Consider the following 17,415-nt stretch of genomic DNA (forward strand, 5'->3'; position numbering starts at 1 on the left):
AGGCAGTGCCCATGCAACCCGCAAAAACGACGGTATTGCTCGCTGAAGGCGCTGGTGCCATGCGCCAGGCGCTGGCCAGTCAACTCGAAAGCGTCGGTTTTGGCCAGGTTCTACAAGCCAAAGATGGCTTGCGCGCGCTGCAGATCTTGCGGTCCGAGCCCGTGCAGGTGGTGGTGGCTGACATGGACATGCAGGTTCACAACGGACTGGAGGTGCTGGAGGCCATGCGTGCCGAACCACGACTTGCGGGCGTTCCCTTCATTTTGATGTCGAGCGGGCTTGACCGCACCTCTGCTGCCAAGGCCATCCAGCTGGGCATCAGCGACTTGCTGGTCAAACCTTTTACGGTGCGACGACTCCTCGAACGCATGCAGCGTGTGCTCACCAGAGAGATCGCCCAGCCCGCCGCCCCAGACGACGGAAATGCTGACCGCGCCACCCTGCTGGTGGTAGACGACACGCCCGACAACCTCCAGCTGATGGCAGGACTGTTCCGCGAACGTTTCAAAGTCAAAGTCGCACAGAGCGGCGAAAAGGCGCTGAGCATCTGCCAGTCCGACGCGCCGCCCGATGTGATCCTGCTCGACGTGATGATGCCTGGCATGGACGGATTTGAGGTGGCGCGCAGGTTGCGCGAACACCATGCGTCGGAATGCACCCCCATCATCTTTGTAACCGCCGTCACGGACGAAGCGGCACGCCACAAGGGCCTCAGCCTGGGGGCGATTGACTACGTGTTCAAACCCATCGACCCAGACCTGCTGCGGCTGCGCGTCAGCAACCTGATGGTCTATGTGGAGCACCGCAAGCAGCTGCAAAAAGACTTCGACTTGCTGCGTGAAAACGCGCAACTGCGCAGCGAAGTGCAGCAACTGCGGGCAGATTTGCTACGCATACAAGGCACAACCACCGCCACGTGAGCAACTGCACAACTGCGCAAAGGCTGAACTCAATAGCTTTCCCCGCCCTGCAGACGATGGGGTTCCACAACGGTGCTCAGCACGGGCTTCAAGCAGGGAGCAACTGCTCCTCATCCTTGGTGGTGGTCGTGGTGCGGTGACCATTCAGTCCCAGCTTGGCCAGCAAACGCACATCGGCATCGGCATCGGGGTTGCCGGTCACCAACAGCTTGTCTCCATAGAAAATCGAATTGGCCCCTGCCATAAAACACAAGGCCTGCACCGCATCGCCCAACTGCTGGCGACCCGCAGACAGCCGCACACGTGCCTTAGGCATGGTGATGCGGGCCACGGCGATCATGCGCACAAAGTCGAAGGGGTCGATGGGTTCGCTGTCGGCCAGGGGTGTGCCGGGCACGCGCACCAGGCTGTTGATGGGCACAGATTCCGGGTAAGGCTGCAAATTGGCCAGTTGCGCAATCAGCCCGGCGCGGTGTACGGGCGCCTCGCCCATACCCACAATGCCGCCGCAGCACACGCTGATGCCCGCGCTGCGCACATGCTGCAAGGTGTCCAGCCGGTCTTGGTAGGCACGGGTGCTGACAACATCGGTGTAGTACTCGGGTACGGTATCGAGGTTGTGGTTGTAGTAGTCAAGCCCTGCGTCTTTCAAGGCCTGCGCCTGGTGCGATTCGAGCATGCCCAGCGTGGCGCAGGTTTGCAGGCCCAGGCCCTTCACTGCGCCAATCAGGGCGCTGACTTTCTCTATGTCGCGGTCTTTAGGGGCACGCCATGCGGCACCCATGCAAAACCGTGTGGCGCCCGCGTCTTTGGCGGCCTGGGCGGCGCGCACCACTTCATGGACTTCCATCAGCTTGTCCGCTTTCACGCCGGTGTCAAACTCGGCGGCCTGCGGGCAGTAGCCACAGTTTTCGGGGCAGCCGCCGGTTTTGACGGACAGCAAGGTGGCCAGCTCGATGTCTCCCGCGGGCCAGTGCTGGCGGTGCACCGTTTGGGCTTCGAACAACAGATCCATCAGCGGTTTGTCGAGCAGCGCCTCAATGGCCTCTACCGTCCACGCATCTGCGGCAGGCTGCGGCGATGGTGAGGGGCGGCGGTGCAACTGAACTGTTTGAGGTGCGGCCGAAGCGGCCATGGTGGACGTAGACATGGTGTTGTTCTCTTTCAAAGCGTCCGCCTGAACATCGCTGCGCACAGCAGTCAGTCATCAGGCAGAAGTTACACAGCGCGCACCGTTCAGACCCCTTCAGGTTTGACCGTTGCGCAGTGACGGTGTGCGGATTTTGAAGCGGAAGCAGGTGCAAAAGTGCACTGTGGGGTCACAAAAAGTGCCAACAAAAATGGTGCGACAACACACGGCAAATACGCTGCAGACTCACCGCAAAATATCCACTTTTGAGGGCTAATTGCCGTCTTTTAGCGGCAACCTGCAAACGGGCATTTCTACCCAGCGCCATCAGCGCGCAACTGCGGTCAATCCATGTACAACGTCAATTCGCAGGGCGCGGAGATGCGTGCAGTTGGGGCCTTGAACAGGGCTCGTTTGCGTGCCAATACAAGCCGTTGCTCAAGGTTTAAGCCTGCCATGGGCCCGAGGGTCAGCGGAGCCTCACGCTGAAGATGCCGAGCACGCCCGGTTTTGTGGTCAGCTCAGCTCAGCGCAGCAATCACATCCGGCGGCGCCTGCACCAGTTCAATCAACACCCCCTCCCCCGCAACTGGAAATTCGTCATTGCTCTTGGGGTGCAAAAACGTAATGTCGTACCCCGCAGCCCCCTTGCGGATTCCACCCGGCGCAAAACGGACGCCCTTGGCCGCCAGCCATTCGACCGCCGTGGGCAGGTCGTCAATCCACAGGCCGATGTGGTTGAGCGGCGTGGTGTGCACCGCGGGCTTTTTGTCGATGTCGAGCGGCTGCATGATGTCCACCTCGACCTTGAAGGCGCCCTTGCCCATGGCCAGGATGTCTTCGTCGACGTTTTCACGCTCGCTCTGAAACGTGCCGGTCTGTGTCAGGCCCAGCATGTCCACCCACAGGGTTTTCATGCGCTGCTTGTCGGTGCCACCAATGGCGACTTGCTGGATGCCCAGGACTTTGAACGGGCGGGTGCTGGCAGTCATGTCTTTTTACTCCTGATTTGATAGCTATCAGCGCTTATTGGATAAGCGCCAGAGGCCAATTTGGCTTGAAATTTTTGCCAACGCGGCGCTCACACCTCTTGCAGCGCCCAGCTGCTGACCATGGCGAAATACTCGCGCAGCCAGGCGTTGTAGCGGATGTAAAGCGGTGTCGGCGCAGGCACGGGAACGACCTGCGTGTAGCCGATCTTGCGAGCGATGCGCTGGGCGCGCACCGTGTGGAAGTCGCTGGTCACCACGGCCACGGCAGCGTTCAAACCCAGCCCCTGTTGTTGCAACAAAGGCAGGCTGTATTGCAGGTTCAACTCGGTGCTGGTGCTGCGTTCTTCTTGCAGGATGCGCGCCGGGGCTATGCCTTGCTCGCGCAGGTAATTGCCCATCACCTGCCCTTCGCTCAGCGTTTCACCAAAGTCCACACCGCCCGAGACCACGACCCAAGCCTGCGCATGGGTAGCCGCCAATTCGCGCGCCTTGGCCAGCCGCGCGCGCAGCGCCGGGGATGGTTGCCCGTTGGGCGTGCCGCTGCCCAACACCACAATGGCTTGCACGGGCGCGGCGGTGGCAGCGCCTTCAAAGGCCCGTACTTGTTGCGCCAGCCAGGCCCAGAACACGGCCACGCTCACGACCCACGCTGCCAGCAGCAGCCAGCCGCCGCGCCAAACCACGGTGCCCCAGCGTTGGCCCTGCAGCCAGGTTCGCACGCTGTGCCAACGAAATCCCAGCGCACCCAGCGCCAACCCCAACACACCCGGCACGGTCACGCCGACCATGAAAAAGCCCTGGCCCATCAAGACCAAGGCATCTGCCAGCAGCAGGCCGCCCACCAGCACGCTGGCAACGCGCCCCCATGGCCAAGCGGGCTTGGCAACCGCTGGCGGTTGAGTCGGACGTGCGCCCGCCGTGACCGCCGACGACGTTGCCTGGATCAAGCGAACTCCAGAATCACCTGGTCCACCGCCAGCGACTCACCCTTGCCCGCCAGCACCTTGCCCACCACGCCGTCCTGCGCGGCAAAGAGGATGTTTTCCATCTTCATCGCCTCAATCACCGCCAGCTTTTCACCCGCCTGCACCTTCTGCCCGGGCTGCACCGCCACATCGACCAGCAGGCCGGGCATGGGCGAGAGCAAGAACTTGGACAGATCCGGCGGCGCCTTGAACGGCATCAGCTTGTGCAGCCGCGCGCCCAGCGGCGACAGCACCAGCGCGTCAATCTGCGTGCCGTTGTGCGCAATGCGCAGCGCCAGCGGGTTCTTGCCCACGCCGCGCTCCACCTGGGCGGTAAAGCCTTGGCCGTTGCACGCGCCCTGCACGCGAATCTGCCCCAAAGTGGCGTTGCTACTGATCTGATAGCTGGTACCGCTTACAGATACTGCGCTAGAGCCCGATTTGTCTTCAAAATCAGACACCGTCACCTCGTGGTGCTGGTTCTGCCCCTCGGCGCCCAGCGTGACCACCACAAACTGCTCGCCCACCTTCACCTCGTGCCCGGCCAGCTGGCCACTGATGCCCGAGGCGCGTGCGCGGTAGCGGCGGTTCATAAAGGCGGCCAGCGCCACCAGAAACAGCGGATCGGCGTGCGGCACGTCTTCCGCGTGGAAGCCCTTGCCGTAGTTCTCGGCAATAAAGCCGGTGTTGAAGTCCCCCGTCACGAACTTGGGATGCGCCAGCAGCGCGGCCTGGAACGGGATGTTGCTGCTGATGCCACGGATCACAAAGCCGTTGAGTGCCGCGCGCATCTTGGCAATCGCATCGTTGCGGTCGGTGCCGTGCACGATGAGCTTGGCGATCATCGAGTCGTAGTACATGGGGATCTCGCCGCCCTCGTACACGCCCGTGTCCACCCGCACGCCCAATTTTTTGGTCGTATCGGACTGGAACATCGATTCTTCCGGCGGCTGAAAACGCACCAGACGGCCGGTGGACGGCAAAAAGTTGCGGAACGGGTCTTCGGCGTTGATGCGGCACTCGATGGCCCAGCCGTCGCGCTTCACGTCGGCCTGGGTCAGCGGCAGCGGCTCGCCAGCGGCCACGCGGATCATCAGCTCCACCAGGTCCAGGCCGGTGATGCACTCCGTCACCGGGTGCTCCACCTGCAGGCGGGTGTTCATCTCCAGGAAGTAGAAATCCTGGTCCTTGCCGACCACGAACTCCACCGTGCCGGCGCTCTGGTACTTCACGGCCTTGGCCAGTTGCACCGCCTGCTCGCCCATGGCCTTGCGCGTGGCGTCGGTGATGAAGGGCGATGGCGCCTCTTCGATCACCTTCTGGTGGCGGCGCTGGATGGAGCACTCGCGCTCATTCAGGTAGATCACGTTGCCATGGCTGTCGCCCAGCACCTGGATCTCGATGTGGCGCGGCTCCTGCACAAACTTCTCGATGAAGATGCGGTCGTCGCCAAAGCTGTTGCGCGCTTCGTTCTGGCAGCTGGTAAAGCCCTCGAAGGCTTCCTTGTCGTTGAACGCCACACGCAGGCCCTTGCCACCGCCACCGGCCGAGGCCTTGATCATCACGGGGTAGCCGATGCCCTTGGCGATCTCCACCGCCTGCTCGGGACCTGCAATGGCGTCGTTGTAGCCAGGGATGGTGTTGACCTTGGCCTCGTTGGCCAGCTTCTTGGACGCGATCTTGTCGCCCATGGCGGCAATCGAAAACGCCTTGGGGCCGATGAAGGCAATGCCCTCGTCTTCGCAGCGCTTGGCGAAGGCTTCGTTTTCACTCAAAAAGCCATAGCCAGGGTGCACGGCCTGCGCGCCGGTCTGCTTGCAGGCGGCAATGATTTTTTCGGCTTGCAGATAACTCTCGCGGCTGGGTGCGGGGCCGATGTTGACGGCCTCGTCAGCCAGCTTGACGTGGCGGGCTTCCTTGTCGGCGTCGGAATAGACGGCGACGGTGGCGATACCCATCTTTTTAGCGGTGGCGATGACTCGGCAAGCAATCTCGCCGCGGTTCGCAATCAGGATTTTGGTAAACATGTTGTGTCTCTTTCAAGGGCTCTTACCCGAAACGTATTGGGTTAGGTGCTGGCACAGCCCAGCGAAGCGGTTGGGGCTAGGCGCCGGACCGCAGGCAGTAGCAGCGCTACGACAAGGTCCGGCAACTACGCCCCAAGGGCTGTGGCAGTGCCGCTCAAAGGGGAATGTTGCCGTGTTTGCGCCACGGGTTTTCGAGTTTCTTGTCCCGCAACATCACCAGCGACCGGCAGATGCGCTTGCGCGTTTCGTGCGGCAGGATCACGTCGTCGATGAAGCCGCGGGCGCTGGCCACGAAGGGGTTGGCAAAGCGCTCCTTGTACTCGGCCTCGCGCGCGGCAAGCTTCACCGGGTCGTTCTTGTCCTCGCGGAAGATGATCTCCACCGCGCCCTTGGCGCCCATCACGGCGATCTCGGCGTTGGGCCAGGCCAGGTTCACGTCGCCGCGCAGGTGCTTGGAGCTCATCACGTCGTAGGCGCCGCCATAGGCCTTGCGCGTGATGACGGTGATCTTGGGTACGGTGCACTCGGCATACGCATACAGCAGCTTGGCGCCGTGCTTGATGATGCCGCCGTACTCCTGGCTGGTGCCGGGCATGAAGCCGGGCACGTCCACGAAGGTGACGACCGGGATGTTGAAGGCATCGCAAAAACGCACGAAGCGCGCGGCCTTGATGGAGCTCTTGATGTCCAGGCACCCGGCCAGCACCAGCGGCTGGTTGGCGACAATGCCCACGGTCTGGCCTTCCATGCGCGCCAGGCCGATCACGATGTTCTTGGCGTAGTCGGGCTGCAGCTCAAAGAAGTCGCCATCGTCCACCACCTTGGCGATCAGCTCCTTCATGTCGTAGGGCTTGTTGGCGTTCTCGGGCACCAGGGTGTCGAGGCTTCTGTCCATGCGGTCGGCCGGGTCGTTGCTGGGGCGCACGGGCGCCTTTTCGCGGTTGTTCAGCGGCAGGTAGTTGTACAGGCGGCGCAGCATCATCAGCGCCTCCACGTCGTTCTCGAAGGCCATGTCGGCCACGCCGCTGCGCGTGGTGTGGGTGCCGGCGCCGCCCAGTTCCTCGGCCGTGACTTCCTCGTGCGTCACGGTCTTGACCACCTCGGGGCCGGTCACGAACATGTAGCTCGAATCTTTGACCATGAAGATGAAGTCCGTCATGGCCGGCGAGTACACGGCGCCGCCGGCGCAGGGGCCCATGATCATGCTGATCTGCGGGATCACGCCGCTGGCCAGCACGTTCTTCTGGAACACGTCGGCATAGCCGCCCAGGGAGGCCACGCCCTCCTGAATGCGCGCGCCGCCCGAGTCGTTGATGCCGATGACCGGAGCGCCGACCTTCATGGCCTGGTCCATCACCTTGCAGATCTTCTCGGCATGGGTTTCGCTCAGGGCGCCGCCGAAGACGGTGAAGTCCTGGCTGAAGACGAAAACCAGGCGGCCGTTGATCATGCCGTAGCCGGTGACCACGCCGTCGCCGGGGATCTTGTTGTCCTCCATGCCGAAGTCGGTGCAGCGGTGCTCGACGAACATGTCCCACTCTTCGAAGGTGTTGTCGTCCAGCAGCAGCTCGATGCGCTCGCGCGCCGTGAGCTTGCCCTTGGCGTGCTGCGCATCGATGCGCTTCTGCCCGCCGCCCAGGCGCGCCAGGGCGCGCTTCTTCTCCAGTTGCTCCAGGATGTCTTGCATGGTCGTCCTTTGGTGAATTTGGTTGCTTGTTTACTATTTATTTGATAGCTGTCTGCGCTTGACTGGATTGCGCTAGCAGCAAATTTCGTGCTGCAGTTGATGCTGCAACGCGCCCGGCGGCCACGTCGGCCTGCAATTGGGGCAGCAGCTCTTTGACACGCGGATGCTGGCGAAACGCGAGCTTGAGACCCGCGTCGATGCGCTCCCACATCCAGGCGAGCGATTGCTTTTCTCGACGGGACGCTTGGCGGCCATTGGTGGCTTGCATCTCGCGGAACAGCGTCACAGTCGTCCAGAACGCATCCACGCCCTGCCCCAGCAAAGCGCTGATCTGCAGCACGCGGGGTTGCCAAAGGGCCCCGTGTGTCGCGTGGTCGGGATTGCCGTGCATGCCCAGCAGGCGCAGGCTGGAGGTGATCTGCGCCTCGGCGCGTGTGGCGGCGTTCTTGTCGATGTCGGCCTTGTTGATGACGACCAGGTCGGCAATCTCCATCACGCCCTTCTTGATGGCCTGCAGGTCGTCGCCGGCGTTGGGCAGCTGCATCAGCACGAACATGTCCGTCATGCCCGCCACGGCAATCTCGCTCTGGCCCACGCCCACGGTTTCGACGATCACCACGTCGTAGCCTGCGGCCTCGCAGACCAGCATGGCCTCGCGGGTCTTTTCTGCGACTCCGCCCAGGGTGCCACTCGATGGGCTGGGGCGGATGTAGGCTTTATCGTGCACGGACAGGTGTTCCATGCGCGTCTTGTCGCCCAGGATGGAACCGCCGGAGACTGTGCTGGAGGGGTCGATGGTAAGCACCGCGACGCGGTGACCTTGCGCGATGAGGTACAGGCCTAGCGCCTCGATGAAGGTGGACTTGCCCACGCCGGGTACGCCGCTGATGCCGAGGCGGAAGGATTTTCCGGTGTGGGGGAGCAGCCGGGTGAGCAGCTCGTCAGCCTGCGCGCGGTGGTCTGCGCGGGTGGATTCGAGCAGCGTGATGGCCTTGGACATGGCGCGGCGCTGGAGGGGGCCAGGATTGCCAGTGATTCCGAGAAGCAAGTCCTGCGAAGGTTTGGGCCGGCCTTCGACAAGCTCAGGCTGAACGGTTTGGGGTGTGTGGGCTTCTACGGATTGAAGCGTGCGGACTTCGTCAGCGGGTGGATCGCCCGCTTCTGCTCCTCCCCCCACCCGTTCGGGCTGAGCCTGTCGAAGCCTGGGCGCGCCAGCAACCTTGCCATGCGACCGGGCCAACTCCTGCACTCGCTCCCAATCACCCGCTATCAGAGCTTCCTTCTTGGCCCGCGACCAGCCTTTGATCTGCAATTCAAAAGCCAGAGCCCCTTCGCGGGTTTCAAACTCACCTTGCCACATCAATTCCACAGGCTTGCGCGTCGACGTGTAGCCCACCTCACCGCTTTCATGCTGCAGCATGCGCAGCACCATGTCATCGGTGTGACCGACGTAGTAAGAACCGTCGGCGCAATGCAGGATGTAGACGTAGAAAGGGCGCATGTTCAGTGAGTCAGCGAGGAACGCGTCGACACCACCGCAGACCGTTCAGCCTGAGCCTGTCGAAGGCCGTCACAGGCTTGCGCCCCGGCTTCGACAAGCTCAGCCCGAACGGTTCGGGGTTTGATGGCGCAAGTGATCACGCCACCGCCTTGCGAATCTGCTCCAGCACATCCTTCGCGCTGGCAGGAATCGGCGTACCAGGTCCATAAATGCCCTTCACGCCCGCTTCGTACAGATGCTCATAGTCCTGCGCTGGGATCACCCCGCCCACAAACACAATAATGTCGTCCGCACCCTGGTCCTTGAGCGACTGGATGATGGCGGGCACCAGCGTCTTGTGGCCTGCGGCCAGGGTGCTCACGCCCACGGCGTGCACGTCGTTTTCAATCGCCTGGCGCGCGCACTCCTCGGGGGTCTGAAACAGCGGGCCCATGTCCACGTCAAAACCCAGGTCGGCAAACGCTGTGGCCACCACCTTGGCGCCGCGGTCGTGGCCGTCTTGCCCCAGCTTGGCGATCATCACGCGGGGACGGCGGCCCTGGTCTTCGGCGAATTCGTTGATTTCGGTCTTGAGTTTGTCCCAGCCTTCGGCCGAGTCATAGGCAGCTGCATACACACCGGTCACCTTTTGCGTATCGGCGCGGTGGCGGCCATAGACCTTCTCCAGCGCATCGCTCACCTCCCCCACCGTGGCGCGCAGGCGCACGGCCTTGATGGCCAAGTCCAGCAGGTTGCCACTGCCGTCTTCTGCTGCAGAAGTGAGAGCATCCAGCGCTTGCTGGACAAGCGCTGGGTCGCGTTTTGACCTGATATTTTTCAGGCGTTCGATCTGCCCGTCTCGCACCTTCACGTTGTCGATCTGCAGGATGTCGACCGGGTCTTCCTTGGCCAGCTTGTACTTGTTGACGCCCACGATCACGTCCTTGCCGCTGTCGATGCGCGCCTGCTTCTCTGCGGCGGCGGCCTCGATCTTGAGCTTGGCCCAGCCGCTGTCCACGGCCTGCGTCATGCCCCCCATGGCCTCGACCTCTTCGATGATCTTCCAGGCGGCATCCATCATGTCCTGGGTGAGCTTTTCCATCATGTAGCTGCCGGCCCAGGGGTCGACCACGTTGGTGATGTGCGTCTCTTCCTGGATGATGAGCTGCGTGTTGCGCGCGATGCGCGAGGAGAACTCGGTGGGCAGGGCAATGGCCTCGTCGAGTGCATTGGTGTGCAGGCTCTGCGTGCCACCGAACACCGCGGCCATGGCCTCGATGGTGGTGCGCACGATGTTGTTGTAGGGGTCCTGCTCGGTCAGCGACCAGCCCGAGGTCTGGCAGTGCGTGCGCAGCATCAGGCTCTTGGGGTTCTTGGCGCCGGTCTCCTTCATGATGCGGCACCACAGCAGGCGAGCGGCGCGCATCTTGGCGACTTCCAAATAGAAGTTCATGCCAATCGCCCAGAAGAACGACAGGCGCCCGGCGAACTCGTCCACATCCAGGCCCGAGGCGATAGCGGTCTTCACGTACTCCTTGCCGTCGGCCAGGGTGAAGGCCAGCTCAAGTGCCTGATTGGCCCCGGCTTCCTGCATGTGGTAACCCGAGATCGAGATCGAGTTGAACTTGGGCATGTTCCTGGCCGTGTAGCCAATGATGTCGCCGATGATGCGCATGCTCGGCTTGGGCGGGTAGATGTAGGTGTTGCGCACCATGAACTCTTTCAGAATGTCGTTCTGAATGGTTCCAGACAGCTGGTCTTGCGACACGCCCTGCTCTTCGGCCGCCACCACGTAGCCCGCCAGCACGGGCAGTACGGCGCCGTTCATGGTCATGGAGACGGACACCTTGTCGAGCGGGATCTGGTCGAACAGTATCTTCATGTCCTCCACCGAATCGATGGCCACACCGGCCTTGCCCACGTCGCCCGTCACGCGGGGATGGTCGCTGTCGTAGCCACGGTGGGTAGCCAGGTCAAACGCCACAGACACGCCCTGCCCGCCCGCAGCGAGGGCCTTGCGGTAGAAGGCGTTGGATTCTTCAGCGGTCGAAAAACCTGCGTATTGGCGAATGGTCCACGGCCGCACTGCATACATGGTGGCCTGGGGGCCGCGCAGGTAGGGCTCGAAACCCGGCAAGGTGTTGGCGTAAGGCAGGTTGGCCGTGTCTTCGGCGGTGTAGAGCGGCTTGACGGTAATGCCGTCCGGCGTGACCCAGTTCAGCGCGGTCACATCGCCTCCTGGAGCAGACTTGGCAGCGGCCTTGGCCCAGGCTTCCAACGAAGATGCAGCGAACTCTGAGGCGTTGTGGGTGGGGGTGTCACTCATGGCGAAGGCTTCTCCGAAGATGGCGTTGGGGCGCAGAAAACTGTTGGGGCATGCCCCAATGTGGCGGCGAGTTTACATCATTCATAATTATTGATTCAAAATATTCTGCCCGGCTTACAATCCGCCCCATGTCCGCTGTCACCCTCACTCCCCGCGCGCTTTACGAAGAAGTGGCCGAGCAATTGCGCCAGCGCATCTTCCGCCGCGAGCTGGAGCCCGGCAGCTGGATCGACGAATTGAAAATTGCCGAAGAATTCGGCATCAGCCGTACCCCCCTGCGCGAGGCATTGAAGGTGCTGGCCGCAGAAGGCCTGGTCACGATGAAGGTGCGCCGTGGCGCCTATGTGACCGAAATGAGCGAAAAAGACCTGCGCGACGTGTACCACCTGCTCAGCCTGCTGGAGAGCGACGCGGCAGGCGTGGTCGCCACCACCGCCACGCCAGAACAACTGAAAGAGCTGCAGGACCTGCACGCCGAACTGGAAGCCGCTGCAGCCGAGCGCGAGCGCTTTTTTGCGGTGAACGAGCGCTTTCACATGCTGCTGTTGGAGTTGGCCGACAACCGCTGGCGCGGCCAGATGGTGGCCGATCTGCGCAAGGTGATGAAGCTCAACCGCCACAACTCACTGCTCAAGCAGGGGCGCATCGAAGATTCGCTGAACGAACACCGAGCCATCCTGGCCGCCATGGTGGCACGTGATGCCAAGGCCACGGTGAAGGCGATGAAGGCGCACTTTGCGCAGGGGCTGGAAGCGGCGACCTGATCCTTAGAACCTGTTCAGGTTCTTAGGCTTGCGCGACCTGCACCCGATTGCGCCCCGCCGCCTTGGCAGCGTAGAGCGCTTCGTCAGCGCGGCGCAGCAGGTCATTGAAGCTGTTGTCGCCCTCGGTGGCCACCGCCACACCCATCGAGATGGTCATCGCAATGGGCTCCCCCGCCCTGCGCAGCGGCTCCTGAGCCACCAGTGCGCGCAAACGTTCCCCGGCAGCCAGTGCGGTGGCCGCGTCCATGCCGTCCCACAGCATCACAAACTCCTCGCCACCATGGCGAGCGGCCAGATCCTTGCCCCGGCATGCGGACTGCAGGTGTTGGGCCACGTGCCGCAAAGCGACGTCGCCCACTTCGTGGCCATGGCGGTCATTGATGGATTTGAAGTGGTCAATATCAATCACCGCCAGCGCAAACCCGCGCTTTTGATGGTGCCAATGCGCAAACCACTGTTCCCCCGCTGTGGTCAGCGTGCGGCGGTTGGGCAGGCCCGTGAGGTAGTCGGTAGACGCCGCCTGTTCCCACTGGCGGCCAATGCGCTCAGAACACATGAGCAGAAAAGCCGTGGTACCCACCACGGGCAGCAGCGCCGCGATCATGGGGCTGGCCATGTTGATCCAGGCCCCGTGGCCCGTGATGTCGAACGACGGGCTGATTCCCCGCACCAGGATGAAACCCGCTCGAAAGACCGTGAACACCGCCACCAGGGCGAACAGGCCGGCCATCACGCGGCGGCTGTGCAGGCCTTCGGGCGATTTTTGGGTGATGAGCAATACAAAACTCGCCCCCAGCAAAAACGCACAGCACGTCGAAAGAACGAACACACGCATGCGGGTGTCCGGGTTGAGCACGGCAAACCAGAGGATGCCTGAGATGCCCACCAAGGCGGGCGCCAACATCCACCACAGGTCTGGGAGGCCATAGAACTGCCGCAGCGCGCGCCAGTAACCTGTGCACCCGAGCAGCACCAGGCCATTGGCGAGGGGCGATGCAAGCCCCAGCGGCAACTGATCGCGAAAGGCGTAGGTCACTGAGCCGCCCGCCAGCAGCAATGTGGCAATGCGCCAAGTCTCTGCGCAGGGGCGCAGAGACGCCGGAAAATCCTTGCGCACAAGGCCTAGCACCCACCCGTTGGCCAGCATCATGAGCGTGGCAACGACGAAGACGGTTACGGGATCCATGGCGGCAGGCGCAGTCTGGGGGAGCAGCAAAAAGAAGTGACAGGATGTGGAAGCTTCGGCGCACTCTCCGGCAAAAACCCACGGGTGGGGCATTGTGGCCGACACCGCCATCCACCACCATGAATATCACCCCAGCCAGCAACCGCAGCGTGGCAGCGGTAGATCATTCCGAAATTCAGAACGCACCATTTGCAACACATGCGGGGTGGGTCAAGGCAGGCCCAACAGGTTCGCTCGGTATGATCCTGCGGGTTTTCACTGAGACTGTGCGGCTTTGGCGCGCACAGCCTCCACCGCAGGTTCCATGTCCCCCATTCCCACCGATATCGCCAGCGTTCACACGCTGCCCCAGCTCCTCGCCTACCGCGCAGCCCGCACCCCCACTGCAGAGGCATACCGAGCCTTCGACCCCACCTCCCAGGCCTGGACGAGCCTGACCTGGGCCGAAACAGCCCAGCGCGTCGGCACATGGGCGCAGGCACTGGCTGCCATGCAGCTGCCCCTTGCGGCGCGTGTGGCCATCCTGCTGCCCAACGGCCTGAACGCCATGTGCGCTGACCAATCCACGCTGGCCACCGGCTGCGTGCCCGTGCCGCTGCATGCCATCGACAACCCGGGCAGCATTGCGTACATCCTGGCCGACTGCGAAGCGTCCATGCTCTTTGTGAGCCACGTAGAGCAGTGGGAAAAGATCCAGGCCGTGGGCACACCGTTTCCCTCCCTGCGCGCGGTAGTCATCACGGACGACGCCGCCTCGCTCGCCGCAACACCCGCTTCCGGCGATGGCCCAGCGGTCGGATCGCTGGTGCAGTGGCTGGCCGGAGCGGCGCATGCAGGCAGCGCCCCTGTGCCAAAAGCACCAGAGGCAGACGACCTGGCCGCCATCGTTTACACATCCGGCACCACCGGCAAACCCAAGGGCGTGATGCTCACCCATCACAACGTGATCAGCGACGTGAAAGCCGTGCTGGACCGCATTGCGCCCACGGTGGACGACGTGTTTCTGTCGTTCTTGCCGCTGTCGCACACCTTTGAACGCACGGGCGGTTACTACCTGCCGATTGCGGCGGGCAGCTGCGTTGCCTATGCCCGTTCCGTGCCCCAACTGGCCGAAGACCTGAAGACCGTGCGCCCCACAGTGCTGGTGTCGGTGCCGCGCATCTACGAACGCATCCACGCCAAGCTGCTCGAAAAGCTGTCGCCCACGCCCTGGAAGATGCAGCTGTACGAAGCCGCACAACACAAAGGCTGGGCGCGTTTTTGCGCCGCACAAGGGCTGCCCGCACCGGCCGCCGAAGATGGCCGCGCCGCAGGCTGGATGGCCGCCCTGCCCTGGCCGGTGCTGAATGCCCTGGTGGCCCAGCCGCTGCTGGCCCAGTTTGGCGGCCGCGTGCGGGTGGCGGTCAGCGGTGGCGCGCCGTTGTCGCCCACCATTGCCAAATGTTTTCTGGGCCTGGGCCTGCCGCTGATCCAGGGCTACGGTATGACCGAAACCGCGCCCGTGGTGTCGGTCAACTCTCTGGATGACAACGACCCCGCCTGCGTGGGCAAGGCGCTGCCCGGCGTGGAGGTGCGCATCGGCGACAACCGTGAGCTGCAGGTGCGCGGACCCATCGTGATGAAGGGCTACTGGAAGCGCCCTGACGACACCGCCAAGATACTGAGCGCCGACGGCTGGCTGGGCACGGGCGACCAGGCCGAGATCGTGAACGGCCGAATCTATATCAAGGGCCGCATCAAGGAAATCATCGTCACCTCCACCGGCGAAAAGGTGCCGCCCGGCGACCTGGAGCTGGCCTTGTTGGCCGACCCGCTGCTGGAGCAAGCCTTTGTGGTGGGCGAAAACCGCCCTTTCATCGCCTGCGTGGCCGTGCTCAAGCGTGACGAATGGCAGCGGTTGGCGGCCGACCTGGGTCTGAGCCCACAAGACGCCGACAGCCTGAACCACCCCAGCGTGCACCGCGCCGTGCTGGCCCGCATCGAGAAGAACACCGCCAGCTTTGCCCGCTACGCCGTGCCGCGTGCCGTGCACCTGACGCTGGAGCCGTGGACGATTGAAAACACCTTCATGACACCCACGCTCAAGCTCAAACGCAACAACCTGATGGCGTTTTTTGCCCAGGCGATTGAGGGCATGTACCAAAAACCTGGGGGTCGCTGAGTCACAAGGTCAGCACGCCTTCTTCCGCGTACGCCGCGCCGAAGCGGTTCGCCAAAAAGTCTGTCAGCGCCACCGCTTCCTGCCCCACAAAACCCTGCTGCGGCAAATGGCCGTGGGCCACCAGGTCCAGCGCCGTGCAGATGCCCGCCGCCGTGGTGAACTGGATAGCGCTCAGCGTGTGCCCCGCCACCTGCGTGCCGACGATGCGGGCGGAGTACGAGTCCTGCACCAGCCGCCCGCCCTTCAGGCCGGATGCGGTGGCAAACACCACGATCACGTCCTGGTCCGTCGTGGGAATGGCGGTTTCCAGGATGTCCTTGAGGAGATCGCGCCGGTCGCGCAGGCGCAGGTCGTTGAGCAGCAGCTTGAGGATGGCGTTGTGGCCCGGGTAGCGGATGGATTGGTAATCCACCTGCCGCGCCTTGCCCGCCAGCGTTTCCGTCAACGTGCCCAGCCCGCCCGAAGTGTTGAAGGCCTCGTATTCCACGCCGTCGAGCGCAAAGGTTTCCAGCCCCTCCAGCGCGGGCACCGTGGTGCGAACGCCGTCCACAATGGCCTCGCAGGGGTTGCAGTATTCGTTGATGAGGCCTTCGGTGCTCCAGGTCAGGTTGTAGCGCAGGGCGCCTTGCGGGTAACGGGGCAGCGCGCCCACGCGCATGCGCAGCGTGTGCAGGGTGTCGAAACGGCGCGCCAGGTCGTTGCCCACGATGCCGATGAAACCTGGTGCCAGGCCACATTGGGGCATGAGCACGCTGTGGGCGTTGGCAGCGAGTGCACGGATCGCCTGGATGCTGGCCACGTCTTCGGTCAGGTCAAAGTAGTGCACTCCCGCGGCGGCGCAAAGCGTGGCAACCGGCACGGCACGGTGAAATGGCAGCGCATTGAGCACGGCAAAACGGCCTTCGATGGCTGCCTGCAGGCTGGCGTCGTCTGTCGCCAGCCGGGTGGACACGCCCAGCGCAGTCACTTCGGCCAAGCGTGACGGGTCGCGGTCCACTACCAGAACGTCATAGTCGCCAGCCTGCTGCAGCAGCAACGCCATCGCAAAACCAATGTGACCTGCGCCCAAGATGGTGACGGCGCGGCGGGTGGCAACGTTGGTGGGGGTGGAAACGGTGGTCATGGCGGTACTCCGGTGGGTGCTCGTGGCGCGGCGCCAAGAGCGGGATAAAGATGCCTTGATGCTAGGCAAGGGTGCTGTCAATGTGTAGCGCCCATAACGTCGAAAACTACTCTATGTTTTGTCATAACGGCGAATATGATGGCCGCTATGACTTTTCCAGCCCATCAAGCCCCTTTACCTTCGCTCGACGACACCGACCGCCAGTTGCTCAGCCTGCTGCAGGCCAACGCCCGCGAAGGCACGGCCACGCTGGCGCGCAAGCTGGGGCTGGCCCGCACCACCGTAGTGGCGCGCATTGCGCGGCTGGAGCGCTCGGGTGTGGTCGCGGGTTACGGGGTGCGGCTGGGCACCCGGCTGGATGCCACGACGGTGCGCGCGTGGTGCTCCATCAGCGTTTTGCCCAAAACGGCGCCCGCCGTGTTGCACGCGCTGGAGGCCATGGCCGAGGTCGAAGAGGTATCCGCCGTGAGCGGGCCGTTTGACTACCTGGTGTTCTTGCGCTGCACCAGCCATGAGCAGCTCGACACCCTGCTCGACAAGGTGGGGCAACTGGACGGCGTGCACCAGACCCAGACCAGCATCGTGCTCAGCCGCAAGATCGACCGGCGCAGTGTGGGGGCGTGAAGGCGGCTTTTGCCAGCGCATTCACTTCGCT

The 17,415-nt window shown here is 63.2% G+C and carries 13 protein-coding genes and 1 pseudogene; 4 read left to right on the forward strand and 10 right to left on the reverse strand.

Going from position 1 to position 17,415, the window contains the following annotated elements; genetic code table 11:
* Positions 1-11: 11 nt before the first annotated feature.
* Positions 12-920 carry a response regulator gene (locus tag ACK41V_RS00685; protein ID WP_409776354.1) on the forward strand — a complete coding sequence of 303 codons (909 nt, stop codon included), beginning with the start codon at positions 12-14 and terminating at the stop codon, positions 918-920.
* Between the two features lie 88 nt (positions 921-1,008).
* Here the strand turns inward: ACK41V_RS00685 and bioB are convergent, their stop codons facing one another.
* The 8 genes and pseudogenes from bioB to scpA form a co-directional block, all read right to left on the reverse strand.
* The gene (bioB, locus tag ACK41V_RS00690; protein WP_409776357.1) at positions 1,009-2,070 is read right to left on the reverse strand and encodes a biotin synthase BioB; all 1,062 of its coding nucleotides are present in this window, start codon (positions 2,068-2,070) and stop codon (positions 1,009-1,011) included.
* Between the two features lie 500 nt (positions 2,071-2,570).
* The gene (locus ACK41V_RS00695; RefSeq protein ID WP_409776360.1) at positions 2,571-3,041 is read right to left on the reverse strand and encodes a VOC family protein; all 471 of its coding nucleotides are present in this window, start codon (positions 3,039-3,041) and stop codon (positions 2,571-2,573) included.
* Between the two features lie 89 nt (positions 3,042-3,130).
* Positions 3,131-3,988, reverse strand: a complete 858-nt coding sequence (locus tag ACK41V_RS00700; protein WP_409776363.1) for a YdcF family protein — start codon at positions 3,986-3,988, stop codon at positions 3,131-3,133.
* Complete coding sequence (locus ACK41V_RS00705; RefSeq protein ID WP_409776366.1) at positions 3,985-6,033, reverse strand: acetyl-CoA carboxylase biotin carboxylase subunit; 2,049 nt, start codon at positions 6,031-6,033, stop codon at positions 3,985-3,987. The genes ACK41V_RS00700 and ACK41V_RS00705 overlap by 4 nt, the downstream gene beginning before the upstream one ends.
* 154 nt (positions 6,034-6,187) lie before the next feature.
* The gene (locus ACK41V_RS00710) at positions 6,188-7,720 is read right to left on the reverse strand and encodes an acyl-CoA carboxylase subunit beta (RefSeq protein WP_057204367.1); all 1,533 of its coding nucleotides are present in this window, start codon (positions 7,718-7,720) and stop codon (positions 6,188-6,190) included.
* 37 nt (positions 7,721-7,757) lie between these two features.
* Entirely contained in the window at positions 7,758-8,720 is a 963-nt protein-coding gene (meaB, locus tag ACK41V_RS00715; RefSeq protein WP_409776459.1) for a methylmalonyl Co-A mutase-associated GTPase MeaB, read from the reverse strand.
* Between the two features lie 291 nt (positions 8,721-9,011).
* Positions 9,012-9,221 (reverse strand): annotated as a pseudogene (locus tag ACK41V_RS00720) (GIY-YIG nuclease family protein); the annotation flags it as partial.
* Between the two features lie 136 nt (positions 9,222-9,357).
* A complete protein-coding gene (gene scpA, locus ACK41V_RS00725; RefSeq protein WP_409776369.1) occupies positions 9,358-11,526 on the reverse strand; it encodes a methylmalonyl-CoA mutase in 2,169 nt (722 codons plus the stop codon).
* A 128-nt stretch (positions 11,527-11,654) separates the two neighbouring features.
* On the opposite strand from scpA, the gene ACK41V_RS00730 reads away from it, so the two are divergent.
* Positions 11,655-12,290 carry a GntR family transcriptional regulator gene (locus ACK41V_RS00730; RefSeq protein ID WP_409776372.1) on the forward strand — a complete coding sequence of 212 codons (636 nt, stop codon included), beginning with the start codon at positions 11,655-11,657 and terminating at the stop codon, positions 12,288-12,290.
* Between the two features lie 22 nt (positions 12,291-12,312).
* Here ACK41V_RS00730 and ACK41V_RS00735 read toward each other — a convergent pair whose 3' ends face one another.
* Positions 12,313-13,476, reverse strand: a complete 1,164-nt coding sequence (locus tag ACK41V_RS00735; RefSeq protein WP_409776374.1) for a diguanylate cyclase — start codon at positions 13,474-13,476, stop codon at positions 12,313-12,315.
* Positions 13,477-13,780: 304 nt separating this feature from the next.
* On the opposite strand from ACK41V_RS00735, the gene ACK41V_RS00740 reads away from it, so the two are divergent.
* A complete protein-coding gene (locus ACK41V_RS00740) occupies positions 13,781-15,637 on the forward strand; it encodes an AMP-dependent synthetase/ligase (RefSeq protein WP_409776377.1) in 1,857 nt (618 codons plus the stop codon).
* 1 nt (position 15,638) lies between these two features.
* Here the strand turns inward: ACK41V_RS00740 and ACK41V_RS00745 are convergent, their stop codons facing one another.
* On the reverse strand, positions 15,639-16,760 hold the full coding sequence (locus ACK41V_RS00745; RefSeq protein WP_409776380.1) for a saccharopine dehydrogenase NADP-binding domain-containing protein: 1,122 nt from the start codon (positions 16,758-16,760) through the stop codon (positions 15,639-15,641).
* Between the two features lie 147 nt (positions 16,761-16,907).
* Between ACK41V_RS00745 and ACK41V_RS00750 the strand changes: the two genes are divergently transcribed.
* Positions 16,908-17,384 (forward strand): Lrp/AsnC family transcriptional regulator, encoded by a 477-nt coding sequence (locus ACK41V_RS00750; protein ID WP_409776383.1) that lies wholly within the window; start codon positions 16,908-16,910, stop codon positions 17,382-17,384.
* Positions 17,385-17,415: the final 31 nt, after the last annotated feature.

It is taken from the genome of Acidovorax sp. (assembly GCF_046291265.1).
Taxonomy (GTDB): Bacteria; Pseudomonadota; Gammaproteobacteria; order Burkholderiales; family Burkholderiaceae_C; genus Acidovorax.